Source organism: Luteimonas sp. 8-5 (genome assembly GCF_029763755.1).
In the GTDB taxonomy this organism is placed as follows: Bacteria; Pseudomonadota; Gammaproteobacteria; order Xanthomonadales; family Xanthomonadaceae; genus Cognatiluteimonas.
Genome location: NZ_JARUVM010000048.1, coordinates 1 through 25755 on the forward strand (window position 1 = coordinate 1; position 25755 = coordinate 25755).

A 25755-nucleotide genomic window follows, 5' to 3' on the forward strand; every position below is an offset into this window, starting at 1 on the left:
AGCGGCAACTCGCAGCGCAGGACCAGGCGGCCGCCGGCCACCGTCGCGCTGAGTTCGCCCCCATGCGCGCGCACGATCTCGCGCGCCAGGGGCAGGCGCAGGCCGAGGCCTTCGTCGAAGGGGTCGGCCTGCGGCTGGTCGAACAGGGTGGCGACCTCCGTGTCGGCGGGGGGCGGCCCGGACAAGGTGAGCTCGAGGCTGGAGCGGCTGTCGTCGCGACGCAACGCAAGCGCTGGTGCCACGCCATCGCGGGCCAGGCTGTAGTCCAGGAGCGTGCGCAGTACCTGGGTCATGCGCTGCGCATCGACGCGCACACCGGCGGCGACGCCGTCGTCTTCGACCGGCGTGCCGGCCAGGCCGCTGGCTACCAGCGCGTGATCCAGCAGCAATGCCAGCTCGCTTTCCTGGCGGGTGCCGAGGAGGTTGCCGCGGCCGATGCGCCGCCAGTCGTCGAGTTCGTCGAGCATGCGCGCCAGGCGCTGCGCCTGGCGCTCGAGCATCGCAAGCAGTTCCGCGCGCCGGGCCGGATCCAGGTCCTCGCGTTGCAGCAGGTAGGTCGCGGTCTGCAGCGGCGCCAGCGGTCCGCGCAGGTCGTGCGCCAGCCGGTCCAGCCAGGTGTTCCCGCCGCCGTCGTTCATGCCGCGTCCTCGCCCAGTTCCAGGCAGATCTCGCGGATCTTTTCCAGTTCCGGCGGCTTGACCAGGTGGTGGTCGAAGCCCGCCGCGCTGGTGCGCTGGCGATCCTCGGGCTGGCCCCAGCCGGTGACCGCCACCAGCAGCACGTCGTCGCCCCCCGGCGCGGCGCGTACGGCCGCGGCCACGTCGTAGCCGCTGCGCCCGGGCATGCCGACGTCCAGGAACACCGCATGCGGCTCGAAGGTGGTGAAGGCCTGCTCGAATCCCGCCGGGTCGTAGAGCGTGCGCACGTCGAAGCCGAGCAGGCCGAGCATCATCGACAGCGTGTCCGCCGCATCGCGGTTGTCGTCGAGGACCAGGGCGCGGCGGCCGTGCGCGCGCGCCGAGCGCGGGGCGGGCGGCAGCTCGCTCGCTCCAGGCTGGGTCAGCATGCCGGGCAGCCGCACCTGGAACTCGCTGCCGCGGCCGAGGCCAGGGCTGGTCACGGTGACGGTGCCGCCATGCATTTCCACCAGCTGCCTGACCAGGGTGAGGCCGATGCCGAGCCCGCCGTGCGCGCGATCGATCGCATTGTCGGCCTGCACGAACAGGCCGAAGATCGTGCGTGCCTGTTCCGGCCCCAGGCCGATGCCGTGGTCGCGCACGGTCACCTCGATGTCGCCGTTGTCCAGCCGCGCCACCATCTCGATCGGGCTGCCGGGATCGGAATACTTGGAAGCGTTGTTCAGCAGGTTGGAGAACACCTGCGACAGGCGCGGGCCGTCGCCGTGCAGGTGCACCGGTTCGGGCGGCATCTCGACGCTCAGCTCGTGGCCGCCTTCCTGCAGGTGCGGCCGTACGGTTTCGACCGCGGCGTCCAGCACCTGCTGCAGGGTAGTGTCCTGCTGCCGCAGCGCCAGCTTGCCGCGGGTGATGCGGGCCACGTCGAGCAGGTCGTCGATCAGCCGCACCAGCAGCGCCAGCTGGCGTTCCATCAGGCCCTGCATCGGGTCCTCGCCGCCGGTTCCGGACAGGCGGCGGATGTTGAGTGCGTTTAGCAGCGGCGCCAGCGGATTGCGCAGTTCGTGCGCGAGGGTGGCCAGGAATTCGTCCTTGCGCCGGTCGGCCTCGCGCAGGCGCTGCTCGGCACGGCGGCGCTCGACGATCTCGTTGCGCAGGTCCTGGTTGCGCGCGGCAAGTTCCGCGTTGGCCGCGCGCAGCGACGCATTGAGCCGGTCGAGTTCGCGCGCCTTCTCGGCCTCGAGCGCGGCGTTGGCCTGCTGCAACTCGCGACGCTTGCGGAACAGCTCGGCCAGCACCACCACTTTGCTGCGCAGGATCTCCGGGATCACCGGCACCATCACGTAATCGACGGCGCCGAGCTTGTAGCCGCGCAGTCGATCCATGTCGGTGACGTTGACCGCGGTGACGAAGATGATCGGCGTCTTCTCGAAGCGCGGGTGCTGGTGCACCAGGCTCGCGGTCTCGAAGCCGTCCATGCCGGGCATGTTCACGTCCAGCAGGATGACGGCGTACTCGTCCTCCATCAGCAGGCGCAGCGCTTCGTCGCCCGACGAGGCCTCGACCAGGCGCTCGCCCAGCGGCTCCAGGATCGCCCGGTAGGTCATCAGGCGCCCGGGCTGGTCGTCGACCAGCAGGATGTTTACCGGTGCAGCCATTGCCGCAGCACCCCCAGGAGCTGGTCGGTGACGACCGGCTTGGCCAGGTAGTCGGATGCGCCCGCCTCGAGGCATTTCTCGCGGTCGCCCTTCATCGCCTTCGCGGTCAGTGCCACGATCGGCAACGCCCGCGAGTCGGGGTCCTCGCGGATGGCGCGCATGGTGTCGTAGCCGTCCATGCCCGGCATCATGATGTCCATCAGCACCAGGTCGATGCCGGCGTCGCCGGCGACCTTCTCGATCGCTTCCTGGCCGGTGCCGGCGGTGATGACTTCCATCCCGTGCCGTTCGAGCACGCTGGACAGGGCGAAGATGTTGCGCACGTCGTCGTCGACCACCAGCACGCGCTTGTCGCGCAGCGTCTCGTCCGATTCGTGCAGGCGCTGGACCATGCGCCGCTTGGCCGCGGGCAGGTCGGCGATGACCCGGTGCAGGAACAGGGCGGTCTCGTCGAGCAGGCGTTCGGGCGATTCCACGCCCTTGATGATCACCGACTTGGCCGCCTTCTTCAGGCGCCGGTCCTCCTCGGCGCTCAGGTCCTTGCCGGTGAAGACCACGATCGGCAGTTCCTGCAGTCCGGGAATCTCCTGGATCCGGTCGAGCAGTTCGAAACCGCTCATGTCCGGCAGGCGCAGGTCGAGCACGGCGCAGTCGTAGCCGCCCTCGCGCAGCGCCGCCAGCGCGTCGGCGCCGTTGCCGACGGTATCGATGGCCACGTCGTCGTGGCGGATCAGCTCCTCGATGCCCATGCGCTCGGCGGCGTCGTCCTCGACCACCAGCAGTTTCTTCACCCGGGGCAGCGTGTATTCCTTGATCCGCTGCAGGGCGGCGGCGATGGTCTCGTTGTCGGCCGGCTTGGCCAGGTAGGAGAACGCGCCGCGCTCGATGCTGTGGTGGCGCTCTTCCTCCACCGTGACCACCTGCACCGGGATGTGGCGCGTGCTCGAGTCCTGCTTCAACCGCGCCAGCACCGTCCAGCCGAGCATGTCCGGCAGGAAGATGTCCAGGGTGATCGCGTTGGGCTTGTATTCGCGTACCAGGCGCAGCGCATCCGCGCCGCGTTGCGCCACCAGGACCTTGAAGCCGAGGCCGCGCGCGTGGTCGCGCAGCACGGCCGCGTAGCGCGGGTCGTCCTCGACCACCAGCAGCACCGGCTCGCCGGCGGCGATGTCGGTGCGGTCGTCCTCGATCTCGACCTGCGGCTCGGCGCTGGTCTCGGCGGGGCGCGGCAGCATCCGCGGCGTGCGTTCCCGCGACGTTTCCTGGTTGCCGCCCATGTAATGCAGCGGAAGGTACAGGGTAAAGGTGCTGCCCTTGCCGGGCTCGCTCTGCAGCTTCATCTCGCCGCCGAGTAGGCCGGCGATCTCGCGGCTGATCGCCAGGCCGAGGCCGGTACCGCCGTACTTGCGCGAAGTGCCCGCATCGGCCTGCTGGAACGCCTCGAACACGATCCGCTGCTTCTCCGGCGAGATGCCGATGCCGGTGTCGCTGACCTCGAAGGCGATCACGGTGGGCGCCTTGCCGAGTACCGGATGGTCCGGCGACCAGCCGCCGCGGGCGACGCTGGCGGAAAGCCTCACGCTGCCCTGTTCGGTGAACTTGAAAGCGTTGGACAGCAGGTTCTTGAGGATCTGCTGCAGTCGCTTGGGGTCGGAATTGAGCTCCTTGCCCAGTTCCGGCCCGAAGTCCACCGAGAAGTCCAGGTGGCGGCGTTCGGCCTCGTGGCGGAACCCGCGCTCCATGTTCTCGCGCAGGTGGGCGAAGGTGATGTCCTCGCTGTCGACCGTGACGGTGCCCGATTCGATCTTGGACAGGTCGAGGATGTCGCTGATCAGGTGCAGCAGGTCGGTGCCGGCGGCATGGATGGTCTTGGCGAATTCGACCTGGCGCGGGCTCAGGTTGGTGTCCGGGTTCTCGGCCAGCTGCTGGCCCAGGATCAGGATCGAGTTGAGCGGCGTGCGCAGCTCGTGCGACATGTTGGCCAGGAACTCGGACTTGTAGCGCGAGGTCAGCGCCAGCTCGGCTGCCTTCTCCTCGAGCGCGCGGCGCGCGTGCTCGATCTGCTGGTTCTTCTGGTCCACCTCGGCCTTGTGGTCGGCCAGCAGGGCGGCCTTGAGCGCGATGTCCTCGTTGGTCTGCTGCAGTTCCTTCTGCTGCGCCTGCAGCTCGCCGGCCAGCTGCTGCGACTGGGCCAGCAGGTGCTCGGTACGCATCGTGGCTTCGATGGTGTTGAGCACGATGCCGATGGAGTTGGACAGCTGCTCCAGGAACGTACGCTGGGTCGGGGTGAATTCCGACAGCGAGGCCAGTTCCAGCACCGCCTTGACCTGGTCCTCGAACAGCACCGGCAGCACGATGACGCTGCGCGGCGCCGCGTTGAGCAGGCCGGATTCGATCTGCACCGTGCCCGGCGGCACGTCGTCGATGAGGATCAGCTGCGCCTGCGCGGCGCACTGGCCGACCAGGCCTTCGCCGAAGCGCAGCGAACGCGCGGCCGGCGAGCGGTCGGCGTCGGCGTAGCCGGCGAGCTGGCGCAGGCGGCGGCCGTCCTCACCCCCGGGGCCTTCGCCCGGGTTGCCCTCGACCACGTACATCAGGCCCTGCTGCGCATCCATCAGCGGTGCGAGCTCGCTCAGCAGCATGCGTCCCAGGGTCAGGAGGTCGCGCTGGCCCTGCATCATGTCGGAGAACTTGGCCAGGTTGGTCTTCAGCCAGTCCTGCTCGCGGTTGGACTCGGTGGTGGCACGCAGGGTGCCGATCATCGAGTTCATGTTGTCCTTCAGGTCGGCCAGTTCGCCGCGCACGTCCACCGTGATCGAGCGGGTGAGGTCGCCCTGGGTCACGGCGGTCGCCACCTCGGCGATCGCGCGCACCTGGGTGGTGAGGTTGGCCGCGAGCTGGTTCACGTTCGCGGTCAGGTCCTTCCAGATGCCGGCGGTGCCCGGCACTTTCGCCTGGCCACCGAGGCGGCCCTCCACGCCGACTTCGCGCGCCACCGTCGTCACCTGGTCGGCGAAGATCGCCAGGGTGCCGGTCATCGCGTTGATGGTGTCGGCCAGTTCGGCGATCTCGCCCTTGGCTTCCACCGTCAGCTTCTTGTGCAGGTCGCCGTTGGCGACCGCGGTCACGACCTTGGCGATGCCGCGCACCTGCGCGGTGAGGTTGGTCGCCATCGAGTTGACGTTGTCGGTGAGGTCCGTCCAGGTACCGGCCACGCCGGGCACCTGCGCCTGGCCGCCGAGCTTGCCCTCGGTGCCGACGTCGCGGGCCACGCGCGTCACCTCCGCGGCGAAGCCGTTGAGCTGGTCCACCATGGTGTTGAGCGTGTCCTTGAGCTGGGCGATCTCGCCCTGCGCGTCCACCATGATCTTGCGCGACAGGTCGCCCTTGGCCACCGAGGTCGCCACCTCGGCGATGTTGCGCACCTGGGTGGTGAGGTTGGTCGCCATCGAGTTGACGTTGTCGGTCAGGTCCGTCCAGGTGCCGGCGACGCCGGGCCCCTGCGCCTGGCCGCCGCGCTTGCCCTCGGTGCCGACGTCGCGGGCCACGGGCGTCACCTCCGCGGCGCAGCCGTGCTTCTGTGCGAGCATCGTGGTGCTGGTCTCCTTGAGCTGGAGGATCTCGCCCTGGGCGTCCACGGTGAGCTTGCGCGACAGGTCGCCGCGCGCCACCGCGGTGGTCACCTCGGCGATGTTGCGCACCTGGGCGGTGAGGTTTGACGCCATCGAGTTGACGTTGTCGGTCAGGTCCTTCCAGGTGCCGGCGACGCCGGGCACCTGCGCCTGTCCGCCGAGCTTGCCCTCGGTGCCGACCTCGCGTGCCACGCGCGTGACCTCCGCGGCGAAGCCGTTGAGCTGGTCGACCATCGTGTTGACGGTTTCCTTCAGCTGCAGGATCTCGCCCTGGGCGTCCACGGTGATCTTGCGCGACAGGTCGCCGCGCGCCACCGCGGTGGTCACGTCGGCGATGTTGCGCACCTGCAGTGTCAGGGTCGACGCCATCGAGTTGACGTGGTCGGTCAGGTCCTTCCAGGTGCCGGCGACGCCGGGCACGATCGCCTGGCCGCCGAGCTTGCCCTCGGTGCCGACCTCGCGGGCCACGCGCGTGACGTCCGCGGCGAAGCCGTTGAGCTGGTCGACCATGGTGTTGATGGTGTCCTTGAGCAGCAGGATCTCGCCGCGCACGTCCACGGTGATCTTGCGCGACAGGTCGCCGCGCGCCACCGCCGTGGTCACGTCGGCGATGTTGCGCACCTGCAGTGTCAGGTTCGACGCCATCGAGTTGACGTGGTCGGTCAGGTCCTTCCAGGTGCCGGCGACGTCGGGCACCTCGGCCTGGCCGCCGAGCTTGCCCGCGGTGCCGCCCTCGCGGGCCCCGCGCGTGACTTCCGCGGCGAACCCGTTGAGCTGGGCGACCATCGTGTTGACGGGTTCCTTCAGCAGCAGGATCTCGCCGCGGCCGTCCACGGTGATCTTGCGGGAGAGGTCGCCCTTGGCCACCGCGGTGGTCACCTCGGCAATGTTGCGGACCTGCGAGGTGAGGTTGGACGCCAGCGAGTTCACCGAGTCGGTCAGGTCCTTCCAGGTGCCGGCCACGCCGGGCACGATCGCCTGGCCGCCGAGCTTGCCCTCGGTGCCGACCTCGCGTGCCACGCGCGTCACCTCCGAGGCGAAGCCACGCAGCTGGTCCACCATCGTGTTGATGGCCTCCTTGAGCTGCAGGATCTCGCCGCGCACGTCGACCGTGATCTTGCGCGACAGGTCGCCGTTGGCCACGGCGATGGTCACGTCGGCGATGTTGCGCACCTGCGCGGTCAGGTTGGAGGCCATCTGGTTGACCGAGTCGGTCAGGTCCTTCCACACGCCGGACACGCCCTTGACCTTGGCCTGGCCGCCAAGCAGGCCGGCGGTGCCCACTTCCAGCGCCACGCGCGTGACCTCGGACGAGAACTCGCCCATCTGCTCGATCATGCGGTTGACGATGTTGGCCGAGCGCAGGAACTCGCCCTGCAGCGGCCGGCCATCGGCCTCCAGCGGCACCGTGCGGGTGAGGTCGCCCTTGGCCACGCCGGCCATGGCCTCGGTGATGGTTTCAACCGGGCGCACCAGGTCGTCGATCAGGTGGTTGACCGACTCTTCCATTTCCGCCCAGCAACCCTGGCGCGCCGCCGGCAGTACGCGTTGCCGGGTCTGGCCCTGGCGGCCGACCTTCTGCCCCACCCGGGCCAGTTCGGCGGCCAGGCGGCGGTTGGAGGCGACGATCTCGTTGAAGGCGTTGGCCAGCTTGCCCTCGATGCCGTCCCAGTGCAGCGGCAGCCGCACCGAGAAGTCGCCCGCATTGACGCCCTGCATGGCGTCGAGCAACTGCAGCAGCGGATCGGCGGGCGCAGCGGCGGACTGGCGTGCCTTGGTCGTGGCGGCGCGGGTGCGCCGACGTGTGGTGGTGCCTTCATCGCTCACGCAAAACCCCCCGTGCGGCTCCGCTGCCGAAAGGGGCGGAACCGATTCCTTAAAGGTAGCCCATGGGGTACCTGCGACCCGTGCACGTGGCCTTCACGCGCAGGGCCGCATCGCGCCTGGTGTAAGCTCCAAGCCTGCCCGGGGAGCGATCGATGCCTGAAAACGAGAAGCCCGTCACGCAGCGGGGCCGCATGCCGCTGCACTGGAAAATGGCCATCGGATTCGTCGCCGGCCTGTTGCTCGGCCTCGTGGCCCATTACGCCGGCGGTGCCGACGCGGCCTGGGTCGACGGCCTCACCACCTGGGTCACCCAGCCGGTGGGCACGCTGTTCCTGCGCCTGATCTTCATGCTGGTGATCCCGCTGCTGTTCTCGGCCCTGGTGGTCGGCGTGGCGGAGATGGGCGATATCCGTTCGCTCGGCCGGATCGGCTGGAAGACGCTGGCCTACACGGTCATCGTCTCCGGCATCGCGGTCATGATCGGCCTGTTGCTGGTGAACTGGATCGAGCCGGGCGCCGGCGTCGACGCCGGCGTCGCGCAGGAGTTGCTGGCCTCCAGCGCTGACCGCGCCCAGGCCATCGTCGCCGGCACCGCCAACCAGCCGCGCGGCCTGGACATGGTCCTGGAAATCGTTCCGTCCAACATCGTCGGCGCGGCGGCCAACAACGCCATCCTCGGCGTCATGTTCTTCGCCCTGATGCTGGGCATCGGCCTGGTGCTGACCGACAGCCCCGCGTCGCGTACGCTGCTGCGCGGCATCGAGGGGCTGTTCGAGGTCTCGATGGTGCTGATCGGGCTGGTGATCCGGCTTGCCCCGTACGCGGTGTTCTGCTTCATGTTCAACCTGGCTGCGCTGTTCGGCTGGGACCTGCTGGCGCGGCTGGGCGCCTACGTGGGCGTGGTGCTGCTGGCCCTGTCGATCCACATGTTCGTGGTCTACTCGCTGGCCCTGCGCCTGGTGGCCCGGCGTTCGCCGCTGGCGTTCTTCAAGGGCGTGCAGGAAGCGATGGTGATGGCGTTCTCCACCGCCTCCAGCAATGCCACGCTGCCGACCGCGCTCCAGGTTGCCGATACCGAACTGAAGTTGCCGGGCAAGGTGTCGCGCTTCGTGCTCACGGTGGGCGCCACCGCCAACCAGAACGGCACCGCGTTGTTCGAAGGCGTGACGGTGCTGTTCCTGGCCCAGTTCTTCGGCGTCGACCTGTCGCTGGGCCAGCAGGCCATGGTGATGTTCGTCTGCATCCTCGGCGGCATCGGTACCGCCGGCGTGCCGGCCGGTTCGCTGCCCGTGGTGGCGTTGATCTGCGGCATGGTCGGCGTCCCGCCCGAGGGCATCGGCCTGATCCTCGGCGTCGACCGCCTGCTCGACATGTGCCGCACCACCCTGAACGTCACCGGCGACCTGGTGGCCGCGACGGTGGTGGCGCACGGAGAGCAGGACACCCACGGGATCGTGGCCGCGGACGGCCGATGACTGCGTAGTAGACTCTGCGGTCCGGGTGGAAGCGGGCTGGGGAGGCTGGCGCACCATGACCTGGCTGGACTTGGCCTTGGCCGGGCTGGACGAGACCCGGCGGATCACCGTGCGGGCATTCATGCAGGAGCTGGGCGGGCAACCCCGGGATGCCTGGCGTTCGCGCCTGCGGGAAATGACCGGCGACGCCGAGACCATCGCATTGGTGGAGACCCTGCTCGAGCAGGGCGCGGTTGCGCCGTCGGTGCGGCCGGCCACGGAACTGGAGCCGGGCGATGTCGTCGGCAACTGGCGGTTGCAGGAACGCCTCGCCAGCGGCGGCATGGGTACGGTGTTCGTCGCCGTGCGTGCAGACGACCTGTATCGGCAACAGGTGGCGATCAAGCTCCTGCACGGACGCCCGGACAACGCCACGGCCGAACGCCTCGCAGCCGAGCGGCAGGTACTGGCTCGGTTGCAGCATCCGGGCATCGCGCGCCTCTACGACGGCGGCACCACGCCGGCCGGCGATCCCTACCTGGTGATGGAGTACGTCGACGGCCTGCCGCTGCGCCAGTATTGCCGCCAGCATTCGCCGGGACTGGCCGAGCGCATCGCCCTGTTCCAGGGCATCTGCGGCGCGGTCGACTATGCGCACCGGCACATGATCGTGCATTGCGACCTGAAGCCGGCCAACGTGCTCGTCGACAAGGCCGGCAATCCGGTGCTGCTCGACTTCGGTGTCGCCCGCGCGCTCGGGAGCCAGGACGGGCAGGCGGGTTATTGCACGCCGTCCTACGCGAGCCCGGAACTGCTGGCGGGCGAAGCCGTCAGCGCGGCCAGCGATGTCTACAGCCTCGGCATCATGTTGCGGGAACTGCTTGCGCCGCTGCGCGTGCCCGCGGACCTCGACGCGATCGCCGACAAGGCCTGCGCGCCGGAACCCGCCGCGCGCTATGCCTCCGTAGGCGATATGGCGGCGGACCTGCGCTGCTACGTCGAACACCGCCCCGTGCGCGCACGCGCGGCTCCGGCCGGCTACCGCCTGCGCAAGCTGTTGCGCCGGCGCTGGGGCGAGGCCGCAGCACTGGGCATCATCGGCCTGCTCAGCGCCGTGTTCGTGTGGCAGCTGGCCGAGCAACGCGACATCGCCCGGGACGCCGCGCAGGCCGCCGACCAGGTCACCGACCTGCTGGCCGATGCCTTCGTTTCGGCCGATCCCAAGTCCAGCGGCAACAGCGTCGACCTCACCGCGCGGGACATCCTCGACTCGGCCGTCGAACGCCTGGACGAAGTGGACGACCCGGCGGCACTGGCGCGCCTGCGCGACGTGCTCGGCAATGCCTACCTGCACCTGGGCCAGCCGGTGCTGGCCGAACCGCTGATGAGCGCCGCCGCGGAAGGCTATCTCGACCCCGAGGTCGCGCAGCCGCTGCACGCGGCCTCGGTGCTGGCGGAACTGTCGGTGCTGCACGCAAACTCCCGCAACAGGCAGAAGGCGATCGAGGTCGCCAGGCGCGCGGTCGACATCGACCTGCGCCACCATGCGCCGCCACTGACCACGGCCAACGTCCTCAACTCGCTGGGCATCGCCTTGGCCGGCATCGACAACGAGGAAGCCGAGCGCGTGCTGCTGCAGTCGCTGTCGCTGCGCAACGAACATGCCGGCGTGCTGACCATGGACACCGCCTCGACGCTGCACAACCTCGGCATGCTCGCGCGCTACCGCGCCGACTGGAAAACGGCCCGGGACTATTACCTCGCGGCGCTGGCGGTCAAGCGCACGCTCGGGCACAACCCGGCGCGCAAGCTGTCGAGCCAGTCGGGGCTGGCCCAGGCCCTGCGCGGGGACAACCGGCTCGAGGAGGCAGCGCGCCTGCAGCGCGAGATACTGGACGAAACGCTCGCCGTTTACGGCGACGGCAAGTATGTCGGCGACGCCTACAACGAGCTCGCCTACACCCTGCACGACCTCGGCCGCTGGCACGAAGCGAGGCCGCTGTACGTCGCCGCCCAGGAAGTCCATGCCGCTTCATCCGGCCCGGAGAGCCTGGACTACGCCGTCAGCCTCAACAACCAGGGCGTGCTGGACGAAGATCGCGGGGCCTTGCGCGAAGCGGAAGCGGCGTACCGCCGTTCGCTGGAGATCCGCAGCGCGGCGCTGGCCGCCGACAGCGAAGGCGTATTGAAGTCGCGCCTGAACCTGGGCCGCCTGCTCTTGCGCGAGGGACGCCTGCAGCAGGCCGGGCCGCTGATCGAGGACGCTTGCGACCAATGGCTGCAGCGCCACGACCTGCGTCATCCGCGCAGCATCGACTACCGTCTTCTGCATGGCGAATGGCTGGTCGCCAGCGGCCGCCCGGCCCAGGCGCGCGCCGAGCTCGACGCGCTGGCCGCCGACATCACCATGGAAAAGCACGTGTCCCGGCGCCAGTCCCTCATGGCCGACATCGCCCGCGCGGCCGGCGATGCGGCTGGCGCGGCCGGATCGCGCCGGCTCGCGGTGGACGCGATGGCGCGTGCGCTAGGCCCGGACCACGTCGAAGTCGCGCGCCTGCGCGTGGCCTACGCCGACGACCTGCTGGCCACGGGCGATGCCGCGGCGGCGCGCGATCAGCTGCAACGCGCCGAAACGGTGCTGGCCCCCGGGCTGGCGCCCGCAGCGCCGCTGCGCGCGCGCATGCGCCTCATTGCAGGCCGTATCGCTTCGGTTCCCGGCGATGGCCATGGCTGAGGCGATGCTGTCGCTGAAGCTGCTCGGCGAACGCTCGCTCTGGCACGGCGAACACGACGCCAGCGGCGAGATCCACTATCGCAAGGGCTGGGCGCTGCTCGGCTACCTGGCCGTCGAGCGCGGCAGGCTGCACGCGCGCGAGCAGATCGCCAGCCTGCTGTGGCCCAACCTGGCGCCCGCCTCGGGGCGGACCAACCTGCGGCAGGTAGTCGCCGACCTCAACCAGCTGTTCGAGTCGCGCGACGCCGGCGCGGTGCTGGACATCTCCCGGGAGTCCATCGGGTTGTTCCCGGAAGCCGCGTCTGGCGTGTGCATCGACCTGATGTCGATCGAACGCGTCGCGTCGCTGCCGGCGGCACCCACCGAAGCCGATGTCCTGGCAGTGGAGTGCGATTCCGCCGCCGTCGGCGGTGAGTTCATGTCCGGCCTGGAGCTGGACGATTGCGCGGACTTCGGCCAATGGCTGGCCGCGGCGCGCCGGCAGCTGGCGCATGCGGCCCAGGAAGCGCTGGCCCGGCTTGCACGCGCGCAGCAGGCGCTCGGGCGCCTGCCGCAAGCGATCTCGACCACGCGCAAGCTGGTCGCGATGGACACCTGGCATGAAGGCTACGTGCGCCAGTTGATGGCGCTGCTGGCCGCGTCCGGCCTGCATGCGCAGGCACTGGAGAGCTACCGGGTGCTCGAAGCCAGCTTGCGTTCCGAGCTCGGGATCACCCCGGAGGCGCGTACCCAGGCGCTGCGTGCGGAAGTCGAAGCCGACCAGCGGCGCCTGCTGCCGGTGTCCGGCTCCGGCGCGCCGGCCCCGCATTCGCTGGCCGCACAGGTGCGGCGCTGGCTGGATGAGCTGGCCGGCAACGGCATCGACGGTAGTGAAATGGCCGTGGACCTGCGCACCCAGCGCACGCTGGCGCTGACCGGATCGCCGCGCAGCGGCAACACGGCCAGGGGCTGGCTCGAAGTCGAGGGCAGCGGCGGTACGCCACGTCGTGTCGAACTCTCAGCCACGCCGGTGGTGATCGGCCGTTCCCGCGACAGCGACGTGTGCATTGCCCACGACACCGTGTCGCGGCAGCACTGCGTGGTATGGGACGACGACGGCGTATTCCGCGTCCGCGACCTCGGATCGACCAACGGAACCCGGGTCAACGACGCGACCGTGCAGGAAGCCGCGCTCGGCAACGGCGACCGCATCCTGCTCGGCGGCACCGTGTTGCGCTTCCGCTGCCGCGCGCTTACTGGTTCATCCGGATGTAGCCCGTAAGCTCGGCGACCTGGTCGTCCGGGTCGGTGCCACCGCCCATGGTGTCGTCGGACTGCAGGCTCCAGGGGCCGCCGGTGGCGGTGTTGGCCGCCTGTTCGCCGGCTTCGCGGAAACGTCCGTGCAATGCGTCCACGCGGCCGTCGATCCTGGCTTCGAGCAAGGTCGCCAGCTCCGGCGTCAGGCCCTCCAGGCGCAACACGTTGCGCGGCCGCGACGCGTAATTGCCGACGCTGCCATAGGGTTCGGCCCACTGCACGGCACCGAAGCACGCACGCAACTCATGCGGCACGCCGCGGCCGTCCTGGTAGACGTAACGATCGTTGGCGCCCTCGGCGCGCCCGGCGGGCAGGGTGATGCCGCGTGCGAGCATCTCGTCGAGCAGCGCGTCGTCGCACAGGAACGAACCGATGCTGTCGTTGACCTGGCCGCTGGGATCGTCGAAGTCGTCGCCGGGCACGCCGCCGGAGCCGGCGACGTACTGGTCGTACGCGAGCACCCAGGCCTGCACGAAGTCGCTGCCGATGCGCTCGGCCGCCGCCGCGCGGTAGACGTCGCGCCCCACCGTGACCGCGCCGGCGATCAGGGCGATGACCACCAGCACGACGGACATTTCGACCAGGGTGAATCCGCGGATCGGTGCGCGGTCGATTGCGGATGGACGACGGGGCATGGCGGACTCCATGGCGGGGCGTGGGCGTGCGTTGGACGGATCAGTACAGGCCGAGGGCATCTGCTTCCTCCGCGTTGGCGCGGGATTCGGTGGACAGCTGCTCGGCGGCGTCGATCTGCGGATCGATGTCCGCGTACGCCTGGCGCGCGGAATCCTCCGCGCTGATCGCGTAGCCGAGCATTACCCCGGCGGTGATGGTCACGCCGACCGCCGCCGCGGTGGCGACGGCTGCGATGGCGACGCGGTAGCCGACCACGCCCGTGGATGCCAGGCCTTCGGAGACGGTGTCGGCCACGCCGCCGGCCGCGTCGGCGACGCCGGCCACGCCACCGGCGACCGCGGCACCGGCATTGAGCGTATTGGCTTCGGCCATCTTCAAGGCGACCTCGAGTTCCTTCTTGTAGTCGAGCATGGACTTGTGCATCAGCGCGATGGTCGCGGCGCTGTTGAAGTGCGCGAAGCCGGCGGCGGCAATGTTGTCGCCGCAATGCATGCGCGCCCACAACTGGTCGAGCCCGACGGCCAGCACGCGGTCGTGGTAACCGGCCTCCGTGCCGCGCCTGGGCGCATCGAAGGCGACGCCACCGGCGGCCTGCTCGCCGCCGAAGCCGTGGTCCGCGCGCGGCAGCGCGACCGCGTACGCGACGTGGGTGATGCCGCTGGCGGTGGAAGGCGAGACAACGTGGACGAAGGCGGGATCGTCGTCGGCTTCGAGCGCGTTGCGCAGCGCCCAGCACATGTCCAGGCCGTTGCTGTTGCCGATAGGCCAGAGGGTGGCGGTGTCGGAGCTGACGACCACCAGCGGATGGAAGCGGTCGCGGATCGTGCCGAGGTCCGCATCGAACCGCGCGGTCGCCAGGTCGGGCCGCCGCAGCACCCCGTAGCGGACCAGGCGCGCGCGCGCGTCGGGCAGCCCGATGGTGCGCCAGGGCAGGCGGCCGACCTGGCCTGCACTGCAGTCCTCGTTGCCGTCGATGCCGCTGTCGGGGCAGGGCAGGCGGCTGTGGACCATGGCGAAGGCGAGCAGGGCATCGTCGGCGCGTTGCAGCAGGTCGCGGCCGATCTCCTCGCGCTGCTGTTCCTGCGCCGTGCCGAGAAAGCGCGCGAGCAGCACGGACACCAGGCCGAGCGCGATCAGGACCGCGGACAGTTCCACCAGCGAGAAACCACGCGAGCGACGGCGCAGGTTCATCGCTGCAGACCCTGCTTGTCGTAGTGCTGCGCCTGCAGCAGGGTGCGTGCGGCCAGCCCCTGCATGGCGGCGAGTTTGGCTTCGGCAGCCGCCTGTTGGTCCTTGGCCTCCTGCAGGTCCTCGTCGGCGGAGACGCGGTCCTCTTCGGCGTCCACCAGGTTCTTGATCGCCAGGCCCAGCTGCACGGTGGCGCTGATGTGGGAAACGATGCCGGTGGCGATGCCGACCGGATCCGGCGGCCAGCCGACGGCTTCCTGCAGGATCGACATCGCCTCGCCGAAGACGCCCCAGGCGACGTCGAACGCGGCAAAGGTCACCCCGACCTGGGAATTGTCGCGGTTCACTTCCGCGACCTGCACCGCGAACACGCGCAGCTCCTTGTACTGCTGCGAGGTGCGCATCATGTCGTAGGCGGCGTGCGCGGCGTGCACGGCGGCCTGGGTGCGCGACACGCGATCCGGGCAGGCCAGGCGGCTGGCCAGTTCGCCCGGGCCGATCGCGAGCACGTGGCGCGCGCCGATCTCCGCGCTGCCGGGCAACGCGAACGCAGCGTCGGCCAGGCTGTCGTGTCCGGCCGGTCCGGTGTGCATCAGCGCGAACGCCGTCGGGATCCCGTCCATGCCGGGCAGCGTTCCGGTGCTGGCGTTCTTCAGCGCCATGCAGAAGTCCAGGCCGTTGGTGACCGCCGAAGTGGTTTCGACGCCGCCGGCAAAGGCCGGCGGAAGCGTGGGCGAGAAAAGCTCGCCCGGCGTCGCGGCGAGCGCGGGCAGCACCTGGTAGCGCAGGCGCAGGGTGGAGGGGAGGCCCAGCGCCTCCACTGGCAACATCTCCTGGCCGTCGACCACTACCGGCGTCGGCAGGCCGTTGTGCGCGAGCGCGTAGCCCACCAGCGCCTGGCCGGCGGCTGCGAGTTCGCGATCGGCGGCGCCGGCTTCGGCCACCTTCGGCGCCAGCGGCAGCAGCCGCCACAGCACCATGCCCAGCAGGCCGAGCACGGCCAGGACCACCGACAGCTCGACCAGCGACCAGCCTTCGGTGCGCTTGCGTGCACCGCTCATGGCTTGGCCTCGCAGGTCAGCGGCTGCACCGGGCCCGTCGCCCCGCGACAGTCCGCGGCTTCCAGGATCGCGGCCGCGCCGCTCCAGACCGGCGGCATCGTGGCGCCGTTGCCGGTGCCGGTGTTCATGGCCCGGAGCGCATCGCACTGCGCCTGCGCCTTGTCGTAGGCCTGGATCTTGTCGGCGAGTTCCGTTTCTTTCAATCCCAGCAGATTCTGTAGTTCCATCCACTTGTAGTACGTGGCGGCGTAGGTTTCGCGATCGTCGTCGTCGAAATCCTGCATCGGGATGATCAGCATGTTGCACAGGGTGAACCAGAATCCGCAGCCGGGGTTGAAGATGTAGTTGATCAGCGGCGGATCGGGGAGGCCGGCGGCGCTGTACTGCAGGCTCCAGAACTTGTTGTAGGCGGCCTGGCGCGCCTTGTTCGCATCGGTGGACGCCTGCTTCACCGCGGCCAGGCACTGGCGGACCAGGTAGCCGCCCTTCTTGATCGTGCTGGTGTATTCGCTGTCGCAGTCGAGCAGCCCGGCCAGCGAGTTGCGGGCGTTGTCGCAACGCAGCCTGCCGTCCGGCGTGCCGGGCGGGCTGGCATTGCACTCCAGCACGTCCTCCTGCAGCGAGGCGATCGCGGTGTTCATCCGGTCCAGCTGCGCGGAAGCGTCCTTCGCAGCCTGGTCGGCCAGGTTGTATTCCACCCGGGCCTGCTCGGCCTTCTCGATCGCGGCGAGCTTTTTCGTCAGGCGGGTTTCCCACTCCTGGATGATGGCCGGCTGCTCTTCCTTCCACTTGTCGTAACGCTTCTGGTAGTCCTCGTCGGACTCCTTCTCGCCCTGCGTCGGCTTGTTGTAGTCGTAGTCGATCAGGAGGCCGCCCAGCGGCACCTTGTATTCGCGGATTGCCTTCAGGGTCTTGTATGCCTCGGCGATCTCGGCCTTGGTTTCGTCGATCTCCTTTCGGACCTCCTCGACTTCCTGCTTCAGGCCGTCCTGCCATTGCGGCGGATCCAGCGGGATCTTCTTGCCGTCCGAATCGACGGTATAGGTGCGCCAGCCGCCTTCGGCGGTCATGCAGGTCTGCTCGATCAGGTCGCTGATGTCGGTGGGGCCGCGCGGGATCGGGGTGTGCGCCAGGTCGCGGGCGATGATGGTCTTGGCCAGCGCCGCAGTCGTCAGGCCCAGCGCGGTGGCGGCGACCACGGTAGCCGCGGTGGACAGGCCGATGGCGACGCCGGCCGCGGTCACCGCCGCGGTGTAGATCGGGATGAAGGCGCAACCGACCAGGACGACGCAAGAGGCAATGGCGCCGGCTAGCTGGCCGGACGCGGTCGCCAGGGTGGAAACGGAGTTGGAGATGTTGGCGGCGGAAAGGGCGACGTTGATGGTCGCGAACACCTCGGACACGGCGGCCATCGCCACCGCCAGGTCGGTGTCCTCGATGTTGCCGGCATGCTGGTCGTCGACTTCGTCGCTGACGTCGACGGCCAGCGCGAGCAGGTCCACGGCCGCCAGCGCCACGCGCTTGTCGGCAGGCGCGCCGTTGCAGCCAAGGCTGCGCGCCAGCGCTTCGAAATCGCGCACGCGCACGCGGTCGTCGTAGCGGGCGTCGACGCCACGCGAAGGCGCTTCCATGACCGCGCCGGACAACGCGTTGTCGCCGTCGTGGCGTTCCCCGCCCTCGCCGGGCGTGGGTCCCGCCGCGCTCAGGCCGTAGGCGACGTTGACCAGGGAACCGTCGATGGCCTTGGTTCGCGCCCGGTCCCCGCGCACGCCGGCGGCCATGGCGTTTTCCAGTGCCGCGCACAGGTCGAGCCCGTTGACGGCGGTGAAATCGTGTTCCTCGTCGTCCCACTTATGCGGGTTGAACAGGTTTGCGGCCGTCGCCAGGTCGCTGTCGGTGCCACCTCGATAGACCATGTAGCGCAGCGGTAGCGTCGGCGCATCGCCGCCCGGGTGCACGGCCTCCAGGTCCCGCACCGGCAGCCAGCCCTTCTGTCCGGGGCCCACGCAATCGTCCATCGCGCTGGTCGGGGTGGAGACCGCGCAGGGCAGGCGGGCGTTGCGCGCGGCGTAGGCCAGCAGCGCCTCGTCGGCCCACTGCAGCGCACGGTCCTGCGCCTGCACCTGGCGCGCAGGCTCGCGCATGCGCACCACCAGGAAGGCCACCGCCATGGCGCTGCCCACCAGCAGCACGACCAGGGCGGTCTCGAGCATGCTGAAGCCACGTTGCCGCGTACGCATCACCGTCTCCGCGTTCAGAACTGGGGCCCGGACATCGCCTGCTTCACCAGGTCGTAGACGGGCAGCAGCAAGGCGACGATCAGCAGCACGAACATGCCGCCGGCCAGCAGCACCACCAGCGGCTTGATCACTTCCGACAGGTTGGTGATCAGGCGCTGCAGGCGCAGGCTGTATTCGTCGGACAGGCGCGCAAGCTGGCGGTCCAGGGTGCCGGTGTCCTCGCCGACGGAGATCATCCGGACCATCATCGGCGGGAAGCCGCCGACCTGGCGCATGGCCGAGGACACGCGGTCGCCGCGCTCGAGCACCTGGCGGATGGCGACGACGCGCTCCCTGTAGTATTCGTCGCGCATCGCCCGTTCCATGACCTTGAGGCTGCTGACCATGTCCACGCCGGCCTTGATCAGCAGCGACAGGTATTCGGTCAGGAAGGCCAGTCCGCCGGATTTCATGATCGTGCGGGCGATCGGCAGGCGGTGCAGCAGGTAGTGCACCCGTCGCCGGAACGCCCGGCTGTAGCGCCAGGTCACCCACAGCACGAATCCGGTCGCGGCCATGCCGACCAGCACGCCGACGATGTTGCCGGTGAACCATTCGGAGAACGCGATCACCGCGATGGTGAGCGGTGGCAGGTCGGCGTTCATCTGCTTGAACAGCGAGGTCAGGTTCGGGATCACGTAATAGATCCAGAACCCGCCGGCGGCGAAGATCGCGGTGAACACGAAGCCGGGATAGATCAGCGCCTGGCGGGTGTCGGCGCTCATGCGCGCGACGCGCTCGACGTGGTCGGCGGCTTCGGACAGCATGTGGTCCATGCTGCCGGTCTCGTCGCCGATCATGATCAGGTTGCGCACCGTTTCAGGAAACGTGTCCGGGTAGCGGTTGAAGGCCTCGCTCATGCCGGCGCCGGCGTCCAGCTCGTCGAGCAGGTTGCGGGCGATGCGTGCGGCGTTGGAGGCACGGCCGGTGCCGACTTCCTGCGAGACCGCGCGCAGCGCTTCCAGCACCGGGATGCCGCTGCTGGTCATCACCGCCATGTCGCGGAGCATGCCGGCCAGTTCCGGCGGGCGGATGTTGGGGCTGAACAGGTGCGCCAGGCTGCGCTGGGTTTCCGCCAGCCAGCCGGGCAGCTTCTGCAGGTGCACGACCGTGGCTTCGAAGGTCTTCTCCAGCCACAGGCGCGCCGAGCTGTCGTGCTCGACGGACAGCTGGGCGATGCCGCTCTTGACCCGGCCATTGGGCAGCAACAGGCGGTAGTAGTAGACGTTCATGCGGCCACCCTGGCCGTCGCCGGTCCGTCGCCGACCACGCGCAGGACCTCTTCGGGCGTCGTCTGTCCCATCGCCACGCGCCGCTTGGCGACGTGGACCATGTCGCGGAAGCCGCTGCCGTAGGCGAGCGTGCGGACCGCCTCGCGGCCGGCATCGTCGGCGATCGCGTTGGCGATCGCGTTGTCCAGCACCAGCACCTCGTAGACCGGCAACCGGCCGTAATAGCCGCTGTTGCGGCAGCGCTCGCAGCCGCTGCCGCGGCGGGCGCCCGTGGTGCCGGCAGCCAGGTCGCCGAGCCATTCGATCTCGGCCCCGTTGAATTCGACCGGCTGGCTGCAGAACGGACAGTTCTGGCGCACCAGGCGCTGGTTGACCACCGCAAGCAGGTTGTCGGCGATGACCTGCGCCTCCAGGCCCAGCGGACGCAGGCGAGGGACCACGCCGAACACGCCGGAGACGTGCAGGGTGGACAGCACCAGGTGGCCGGTGGCCGCCGCCTCGACCGCGGCCTGCGCGGTTTCGGCGTCGCGCATTTCGCCCAGCAGGATCACGTCGGGGTCGTGGCGCAGGAAATGGCGCAGCGCCGAACCGAACTCGTAGCCGGCGCGGCGGTTGACCTCGGTCTGGCAGGCGCCGGGGACGCGATACTCGATCGGGTCCTCGACGGTCAGTACGTTGCGCTCGATCAGCGACTGCATGCGCAGCGCCGCGTGCAGCGAACTGCTCTTGCCCGAGCCGGTCGGACCGGTGATCAGCACCAGGCCCGCGGGCTTGGCGAACATGCGTTCGAGCAGGGCGATGTCGTCGTCGAAGAAGCCCAGCTCGGCCAGGCCGGAAAGATCGCTGTGCTCGGGCAGCAGGCGCAGGACCATGCGCTCGCCCTGGTCGCTGATCAGGGTCGAGACGCGCACGGTGAGCGCGCTGTCGAGCACGCTGGCGCGGAAGCTGCCGTCCTGCGGCCGGCGCTGCTCGGAGATGTCCATCTCCGCCTCGAGCTTGATGTAGCCCAGCAGGCGCTGCAGCGAGGAGTGCATCGCCAGCATCGGGCGCAGCACGCCGTCGACGCGGAACAGGACGTGGATGCTTTCCTCGGCTGGCGCGATGTGGATGTCGGTGGTGCGCTCGCGCACTGCGAGGTGGAGCAGGTAGTCGAGCAGCTTCTCCGGGCTGTAGGCGTGGTCCTCGTCCGCGGTGATGCGCTTGATCTCGCGGTCGAGCAGGGTCTCGATCGGGTTCTGGGCGAAGTAATAGGTGTGGCGGATGAGCTGGTTGACCTTGGTGAACTCGCCCTGCAGGAACGTGCAGCGCAGGCCGCAGCGCTGCAGCACCAGTTGCGCCACCGCCTCGGCGTCGGCGTCGCCGAGCAGCACCTCGAGGGTGTCGTCGGCGCGGCGCAGCGGCAGGAAAGAACGCAGCAGGCACAGCTCGCGGTTGAACAGGGCCAGCACCTGGCGGTCCGGTTCGGGCAGGGTTTCGACCTGGACGTAGCGGGTGCCGTAGAGCTCGGCGAGGACCTTGACGATGTCGGTCTCGCTGGCCAGGCCGTGCTTGATCAGCAGCGGGCCGAGGCGGCGCTTCTGCGCGCCGGAGTTCTCGATGGCGTGCTTCTGCAGCGCGTAGTTCAGCTGCGCGCCACTGAGCATGCCGCGCTCCTGCAGGATCGCGCCCAGGCGCGACTCCTCGGCAGGCCGGGTGGCAGCGGTAACGGTGGAATCAGCCATGGCCATCTCGGGTTCCCGTCGTCTTGGTGGTGAGCAGCAGCAGGGTCAGCGCATCGGAGCCCGCGGCGGGGTCGATGCCGTGGTCGACCTGGAAGCGCGCCAGCGCCGCGCGGGTGCGCGGGCCGAACCTGCCGTCGATGGCGCCGACGCTGCCGTCGCGCGCGAGCAGGTACAGCTGCAGCCTGCGCACGTCGCCGGCGTCGAAGGGCGGGTGCCAGGCGACCATCCAGCCGGAGCCGGCGCGTTGCAGGCACAGGTCGCTGCGGCCGGCGATCGTGTCGTGGTGGCGCGCCGGGACCTGCAACAACTGCAGCGGACCGTCGCCGGCCAGTTGCTGCGTGCATGCCTGCCAGGGCGATTCCGCCGGCACGTGCATCGTCGCGATCGGGGCCTCTGCCGTAGCGACGGGTTGCGGATCGCTGCGCCACGCGAACGTCGCCGCAGTGGCCAGGCCGGTGGCGACCACCAGCGCAGCCGCGGCCAGTGGCCAGTGGCGATGGCGCAGGCGCGCGGGCAGGAAGCCGGTCTCCGCGGCAGCAGCGCGCACCAGCCCCGCATCGACGCGGCTGCTGTCCTGCGCCACCAGCCCGTACAGGCAACGATCCATGACCAGGTGCACGCGGCGCGGATTGCCGGCGCTGAGCCGGTGCAGCAGCGCATGCGCCTGCGGTTCGACGCGGATGCGCCCCGCGGCGCCGGCGCCTGCCAGGCGGAATTCGACGTAGCGCGCGCAGTCGCCCGCATCCAGCGGATGCATGCGGATGTGCTTGACGATGCGGCTGGCGAGCTGGCGGATGCCGTGGCCGGCCAGGGTGGCGACAAGTTCGGTCTGGCCGGCCAGGACGATCTGCAGCAGCTTTTCCTGTCCGCTTTCGAGGTTGCTGAGCAGGCGCAGCAGTTCCAGGCTGGCCACGTCCAGGTTCTGCGCGTCGTCGATCACCAGCACGCAGGTGCGGCCGTCGTGCCAGCAGCGGAGCAGGAAGCGGTTGAGCGCGTCCAGGTTGGCGGCGGCGTCGGTACCGGCCTTGACCCCGAAGTCGCGGCAGATCGCCGCCAGCAGGTCGGGTCCCTGGAGGAAGGTGTTGAACAGCAGCGAGACGATCGCGCCGCGATCCTCGACTTCATCCAGCAGCTTGCGCAGGAAGGTGCTCTTGCCGGTGCCCACGTCGCCGGTCAGCAGCACGAATCCCTTGCGCGCGAGCACGCAGTGCACGGCTTCCGCCAGTTCGCCCTCGATCGGGCCGGTGCTGAAGTAGTTCTCCGCGTCCGGGGTGGTCGGGAACGGCGACCGCTCCAGGCCGAGGCGCTGCAGATAGGCGCGCGGGGCGGCGGCGTCGGGGGTGCTCACCTCAGGCTGGCCTCGACCAGGGCGATGGCGTCCTCGACCGCGCGGGAGTTGCCGTCGGCCTGGCGCAGGTGCTGCAGGCGCTGGCGCGCGCTGGCGGCCTGTCCGTGGGCGGCCTCGAGGATGGCGAGGTTGATCACCGCGGTCTGGTCGCTGGGGACGCGCTCGACGATGGAGCGGTACAGCGACAGCGCGCTCGCGGTATCGCCACGCTGGTGGGCGACCCAGGCCTGCATGCGCAGCAGGGTGAGGCTGCGCGGCGGGAGGATCGCTGCCAGCGCGTCGACGCCCGCCTGCGCGCCGTCCAGGTCGCCGTTGCGGACCGCGGCGCCGATCGCAGCCACGTCGCGGGCGATGGCCGCGTCTTCGGGCGCACCGGCATCGTTGGAAGCTTCACGCGCATCGCGCACGACGATCCCCGGTGGCCTCGCTGTCGCGGGCTCCGCGGCAGGAGCCACGGCGGACTCGGCAATGTGTTCCGCGACCGGTTCGGCCACGGGTGGAGGCGGCTGCGTCGTGGCGGCCGTTACGGCAGTTGCCGGTGTCACGGTTGCCTCAGCCGGCACGGGCGCATGAACGGGCTCGGCGACGTCGACCGGTGCCTCCAAGACGACGGGCGTCGCCGGTGCGGCTGCGGTGCCGGGCCGCGCGCCCTGCCAGGCCAGGGCGGCCGCGGCGACGAGTGCACCTCCGCAGAGCGCGGGCACCAGCCAATGTGGTGCAGCGCGGGGCGCTGCGGTCGGGCGCGCGGTACGCCCCTGTCCGGCAGGCGACTCCATCCGCTTCAGGGCGGCGAACATGAGACTCATCAGATCACCGTGACCCGCAGCACCATCACCAGCTCGCGGCTGCGGTGCGAGTTGGCCTCCGAGCCGAACATCTTGCCGAGGCCGGGGATGTCGGACGCGCCGGGCACACCGGTGTCGGTGTCCTGCGACTGCTGGTCGATCAGGCCGCCGAGCAGCACGGTGTCGCCGTCGGCCAGGTTAAGCGTCGTGGTCATGCCCTTGAAGCTGATCACCGGCAGGGTCACCGCGTTGCCGTTGCCGACCTCGACCAGTTCCAGGCTGCCGGGCGCGACCTCGGTCTGCATCGGATGCACCAGCAGTTCGACGGTACCGTCGCTGTGCACCAGCGGCGCGACGCCGATCACCACGCCCGAGAACAGCGATTCGGTCTGCACGTCCGACGAGGTGTTGGTGGCTCCGCCGCCGGGGTTGCTGAAGCTGGTGGTCGACTTGCTGACGTAACGGATGTTCTGGCCGACGCTGAGGTAGGCGGGCGTGGCGTTGCGCACGCGTACGCTGGGGTTGGACAGCACCTTCACGCTGCCGTATTCGCGCAGCATGTTCAGGGTCGCGGTGAAGCTGTCGCCGATGTAGCTCAGGCCCATGCCGCGGCCCAGGGCGGAGCCGATCGTCTGCCGCGGAATGGTCAGGATCTTGTCGAGCGTGTTGTGCTCGCTGTCCGGGAACATCGGGTTGGTGATCGGGTTGCCATCGGCATCGCGGCCGTAGAACGGATCGCCGTAGATCGGGCTGTCGCCGATCACGCCGGCGACGTTGTCGCGCAGCTTCACCCAGTCCACGCCGAAGCGGAACTGGTCGCTGAGCTGCACGTCGATCAGTTGCGCCTCGATCAGCACCTGGCGGCCGAGCACCGCCTGGTTGCGCTCGACGAGCTCGGACACGGCGCGTACCTGCGACGGCCGGGCGCGCACGAACAGCGAACCGGTCAGCGGGTCGAGGCTGTAGCGCGGTTCCTCGACCGGCGGGCCGTCGCCGGTCTTCATGCCCGGATCCACCTTCAGGATCGACTCGACCGAGGCGGCCAGCTGCTTGTACGGATCGTTCTGCTTGCCGACGGAGCCGTCGAGGATGAGCTTGCCGCGCAGCGTGTCGCCGCCACCGCTGCCGCTTGCCCCCGCGCCGAACACGTCGCCGCCGGTGCTCATGTCCAGCGAGGTCGTGGTGTTGAGCATCTCCACGTTGAAGATGCGTTCCTCCATCGCCGTGACCACCAGTGCGCCGCCGCGGATCTCGCCATGCAGGTCGAACGCGGTGAGGATGTGGTTGTAGACCTCGCGCGCGGTGACGTTGGCCAGGTACAGGCTGGCGCGCTGGTTGCGGCCCATGACCGCCGGATCCACGATCAGGTTCATGCCGAGCTGGCTGGCCAGGGCCCAGAGCAGGCCGCCGACGTCGGCTTCATGCATGTTGATGGTGACGATCCGGTTCTCGAGCGGGTCGTACTCCGGCGCGACCGGGGCCAGCGCCGGCGGTGGCGGCTGCACCCGTTCCAGCGCGGCGCGCAGCCGCGCATGCTCGGCAGCGAGTTTGGCGGACTCCTCGCCCACGCGCGCGCTGATCGTCTCGAGCGTCTTGTACTCGGTCTCCGGCAGGTTGCGGACGTTCTGCTGGCTTGCGCAACCGGCAAGCAGCGTGGCCGCGGTCGCCAGCGGCATCGCCAGCCTGCGCAGCATGGGGGACCGGGTTGTGTCTTGGGCTGTCATCGGGCGTTCCGCCTTGTCGAGGATTGGAAGTGCACTAGCGCGTGCTCGTCGCCAGCCAGCCCAGCAATGCGCTGGCGCTTTCGGCGACGACCACGTCGTCGTAACCGGCATCCATCGCCCTGCCGGGCGCGGCGATGCACAGCGCATCGCTGTCGGCCATGGCCTGGTTGATGCCGTCGAACCTGGGATGACTTCCGCCCGCGTCGTCGCGATCGGCGACCGGCGCGATGATCGCGAAGGCGGGGTTGGCCACCACGTGGGCGCAGCTCTCGGCATCGGCCGCAGTGCCCTTGCCGGTGACGAACGGACGCGCGGTGCCGGCAGGCGCCTGCGCGGCCGCGATCAGCGCGTCCTGCAACCGGCCGATGCCGTCGATGTCGACGCCGTCCGCGGCGCTGCCGGTGGGAACCACGAGGTCCGCGCCGGTGCCGCGCGAGACCGCGTAGCGCATGCGCCGGGCGGGCTCGGGCCGGGCAAGGCCGATGCTCTCGTAGGGCAGCCAGCCGACCTGGAGGCCGCCGGGGCAGGCACCGGCAGGCTCGCGC

The 25755-nt window shown here is 69.8% G+C and carries 16 protein-coding genes; 3 read left to right on the top strand and 13 right to left on the bottom strand.

Annotated features, from left to right (window positions below; translation table 11 throughout):
• The 3 genes from QAA18_RS06875 to QAA18_RS06885 form a co-directional block, all read right to left on the bottom strand.
• Positions 1-638: HAMP domain-containing sensor histidine kinase (locus QAA18_RS06875; protein ID WP_279412115.1), on the bottom strand; the 638-nt coding region annotated here is incomplete at its 3' end.
• On the bottom strand, positions 635-2293 hold the full coding sequence (locus QAA18_RS06880; RefSeq protein WP_279412117.1) for a response regulator: 1659 nt from the start codon (positions 2291-2293) through the stop codon (positions 635-637). The genes QAA18_RS06875 and QAA18_RS06880, both read right to left, overlap by 4 nt.
• Positions 2278-7752: a HAMP domain-containing protein gene (locus QAA18_RS06885; RefSeq protein ID WP_279412119.1), complete on the bottom strand. Its 5475-nt coding sequence runs from the start codon at positions 7750-7752 to the stop codon at positions 2278-2280. Before QAA18_RS06885 ends, QAA18_RS06880 begins: the two co-directional genes overlap by 16 nt.
• A gap of 152 nt (positions 7753-7904) precedes the next feature.
• On the opposite strand from QAA18_RS06885, the gene QAA18_RS06890 reads away from it, so the two are divergent.
• Genes QAA18_RS06890 through QAA18_RS06900 form a run of 3 tightly spaced genes read left to right on the top strand, consistent with a single transcriptional unit; the run spans position 7905 to position 13201 of the window.
• Positions 7905-9227, top strand: coding sequence for a dicarboxylate/amino acid:cation symporter (locus QAA18_RS06890; RefSeq protein WP_279412120.1), 1323 nt, complete (start codon positions 7905-7907; stop codon positions 9225-9227).
• Between the two features lie 55 nt (positions 9228-9282).
• Positions 9283-11940 carry a serine/threonine-protein kinase gene (locus tag QAA18_RS06895; protein ID WP_279412121.1) on the top strand — a complete coding sequence of 886 codons (2658 nt, stop codon included), beginning with the start codon at positions 9283-9285 and terminating at the stop codon, positions 11938-11940.
• On the top strand, positions 11933-13201 hold the full coding sequence (locus QAA18_RS06900) for an FHA domain-containing protein (protein ID WP_279412122.1): 1269 nt from the start codon (positions 11933-11935) through the stop codon (positions 13199-13201). Before QAA18_RS06895 ends, QAA18_RS06900 begins: the two co-directional genes overlap by 8 nt.
• Here QAA18_RS06900 and QAA18_RS06905 read toward each other — a convergent pair.
• The 10 genes from QAA18_RS06905 to QAA18_RS06950 all read right to left on the bottom strand — a co-directional run.
• On the bottom strand, positions 13173-13871 hold the full coding sequence (locus tag QAA18_RS06905; RefSeq protein WP_279412124.1) for a type II secretion system protein: 699 nt from the start codon (positions 13869-13871) through the stop codon (positions 13173-13175). The two genes, QAA18_RS06900 and QAA18_RS06905, sit on opposite strands and share 29 nt — an antisense overlap.
• A 40-nt stretch (positions 13872-13911) precedes the next feature.
• Complete coding sequence (locus tag QAA18_RS06910; RefSeq protein WP_279412125.1) at positions 13912-15063, bottom strand: type II secretion system protein; 1152 nt, start codon at positions 15061-15063, stop codon at positions 13912-13914.
• Positions 15060-16121, bottom strand: coding sequence for a type II secretion system protein (locus tag QAA18_RS06915; protein WP_279412126.1), 1062 nt, complete (start codon positions 16119-16121; stop codon positions 15060-15062). The genes QAA18_RS06910 and QAA18_RS06915 overlap by 4 nt, the downstream gene beginning before the upstream one ends.
• Positions 16118-18361 (bottom strand): hypothetical protein, encoded by a 2244-nt coding sequence (locus QAA18_RS06920; protein WP_279412128.1) that lies wholly within the window; start codon positions 18359-18361, stop codon positions 16118-16120. Before QAA18_RS06920 ends, QAA18_RS06915 begins: the two co-directional genes overlap by 4 nt.
• Positions 18362-18375: 14 nt before the next feature.
• Positions 18376-19632, bottom strand: coding sequence for a type II secretion system F family protein (locus QAA18_RS06925; protein ID WP_279412132.1), 1257 nt, complete (start codon positions 19630-19632; stop codon positions 18376-18378).
• A complete protein-coding gene (locus QAA18_RS06930; RefSeq protein WP_279412134.1) occupies positions 19629-21353 on the bottom strand; it encodes a GspE/PulE family protein in 1725 nt (574 codons plus the stop codon). The genes QAA18_RS06925 and QAA18_RS06930 overlap by 4 nt, the downstream gene beginning before the upstream one ends.
• A complete protein-coding gene (locus tag QAA18_RS06935; RefSeq protein WP_279412135.1) occupies positions 21346-22701 on the bottom strand; it encodes an ExeA family protein in 1356 nt (451 codons plus the stop codon). Before QAA18_RS06935 ends, QAA18_RS06930 begins: the two co-directional genes overlap by 8 nt.
• On the bottom strand, positions 22698-23195 hold the full coding sequence (locus tag QAA18_RS06940) for a tetratricopeptide repeat protein (RefSeq protein ID WP_279412136.1): 498 nt from the start codon (positions 23193-23195) through the stop codon (positions 22698-22700). The genes QAA18_RS06935 and QAA18_RS06940 overlap by 4 nt, the downstream gene beginning before the upstream one ends.
• A 311-nt stretch (positions 23196-23506) precedes the next feature.
• Positions 23507-25180, bottom strand: a complete 1674-nt coding sequence (gene mshL / locus QAA18_RS06945; protein WP_279412138.1) for a pilus (MSHA type) biogenesis protein MshL — start codon at positions 25178-25180, stop codon at positions 23507-23509.
• A 64-nt stretch (positions 25181-25244) separates the two neighbouring features.
• Positions 25245-25755: hypothetical protein (locus tag QAA18_RS06950; protein WP_279412140.1), on the bottom strand; the 511-nt coding region annotated here is incomplete at its 5' end.

Bases quoted from the DNA above. Each gene is read 5' to 3' on its own strand.
- QAA18_RS06895 (WP_279412121.1), top strand. From the start codon at position 9,283: ATGACCTGGCTGGACTTGGCCTTGGCCGGGCTGGACGAGACCCGGCGG.
- mshL (WP_279412138.1), bottom strand. From the start codon at position 25,180: ATGCTGCGCAGGCTGGCGATGCCGCTGGCGACCGCGGCCACGCTGCTT.
- QAA18_RS06925 (WP_279412132.1), bottom strand. From the start codon at position 19,632: ATGAACGTCTACTACTACCGCCTGTTGCTGCCCAATGGCCGGGTCAAG.
- QAA18_RS06920 (WP_279412128.1), bottom strand. From the start codon at position 18,361: ATGCGTACGCGGCAACGTGGCTTCAGCATGCTCGAGACCGCCCTGGTC.
- QAA18_RS06905 (WP_279412124.1), bottom strand. From the start codon at position 13,871: ATGCCCCGTCGTCCATCCGCAATCGACCGCGCACCGATCCGCGGATTC.
- QAA18_RS06900 (WP_279412122.1), top strand. From the start codon at position 11,933: ATGGCTGAGGCGATGCTGTCGCTGAAGCTGCTCGGCGAACGCTCGCTC.
- QAA18_RS06880 (WP_279412117.1), bottom strand. From the start codon at position 2,293: ATGGCTGCACCGGTAAACATCCTGCTGGTCGACGACCAGCCCGGGCGC.
- QAA18_RS06890 (WP_279412120.1), top strand. From the start codon at position 7,905: ATGCCTGAAAACGAGAAGCCCGTCACGCAGCGGGGCCGCATGCCGCTG.
- QAA18_RS06930 (WP_279412134.1), bottom strand. From the start codon at position 21,353: ATGGCTGATTCCACCGTTACCGCTGCCACCCGGCCTGCCGAGGAGTCG.
- QAA18_RS06915 (WP_279412126.1), bottom strand. From the start codon at position 16,121: ATGAGCGGTGCACGCAAGCGCACCGAAGGCTGGTCGCTGGTCGAGCTG.
- QAA18_RS06910 (WP_279412125.1), bottom strand. From the start codon at position 15,063: ATGAACCTGCGCCGTCGCTCGCGTGGTTTCTCGCTGGTGGAACTGTCC.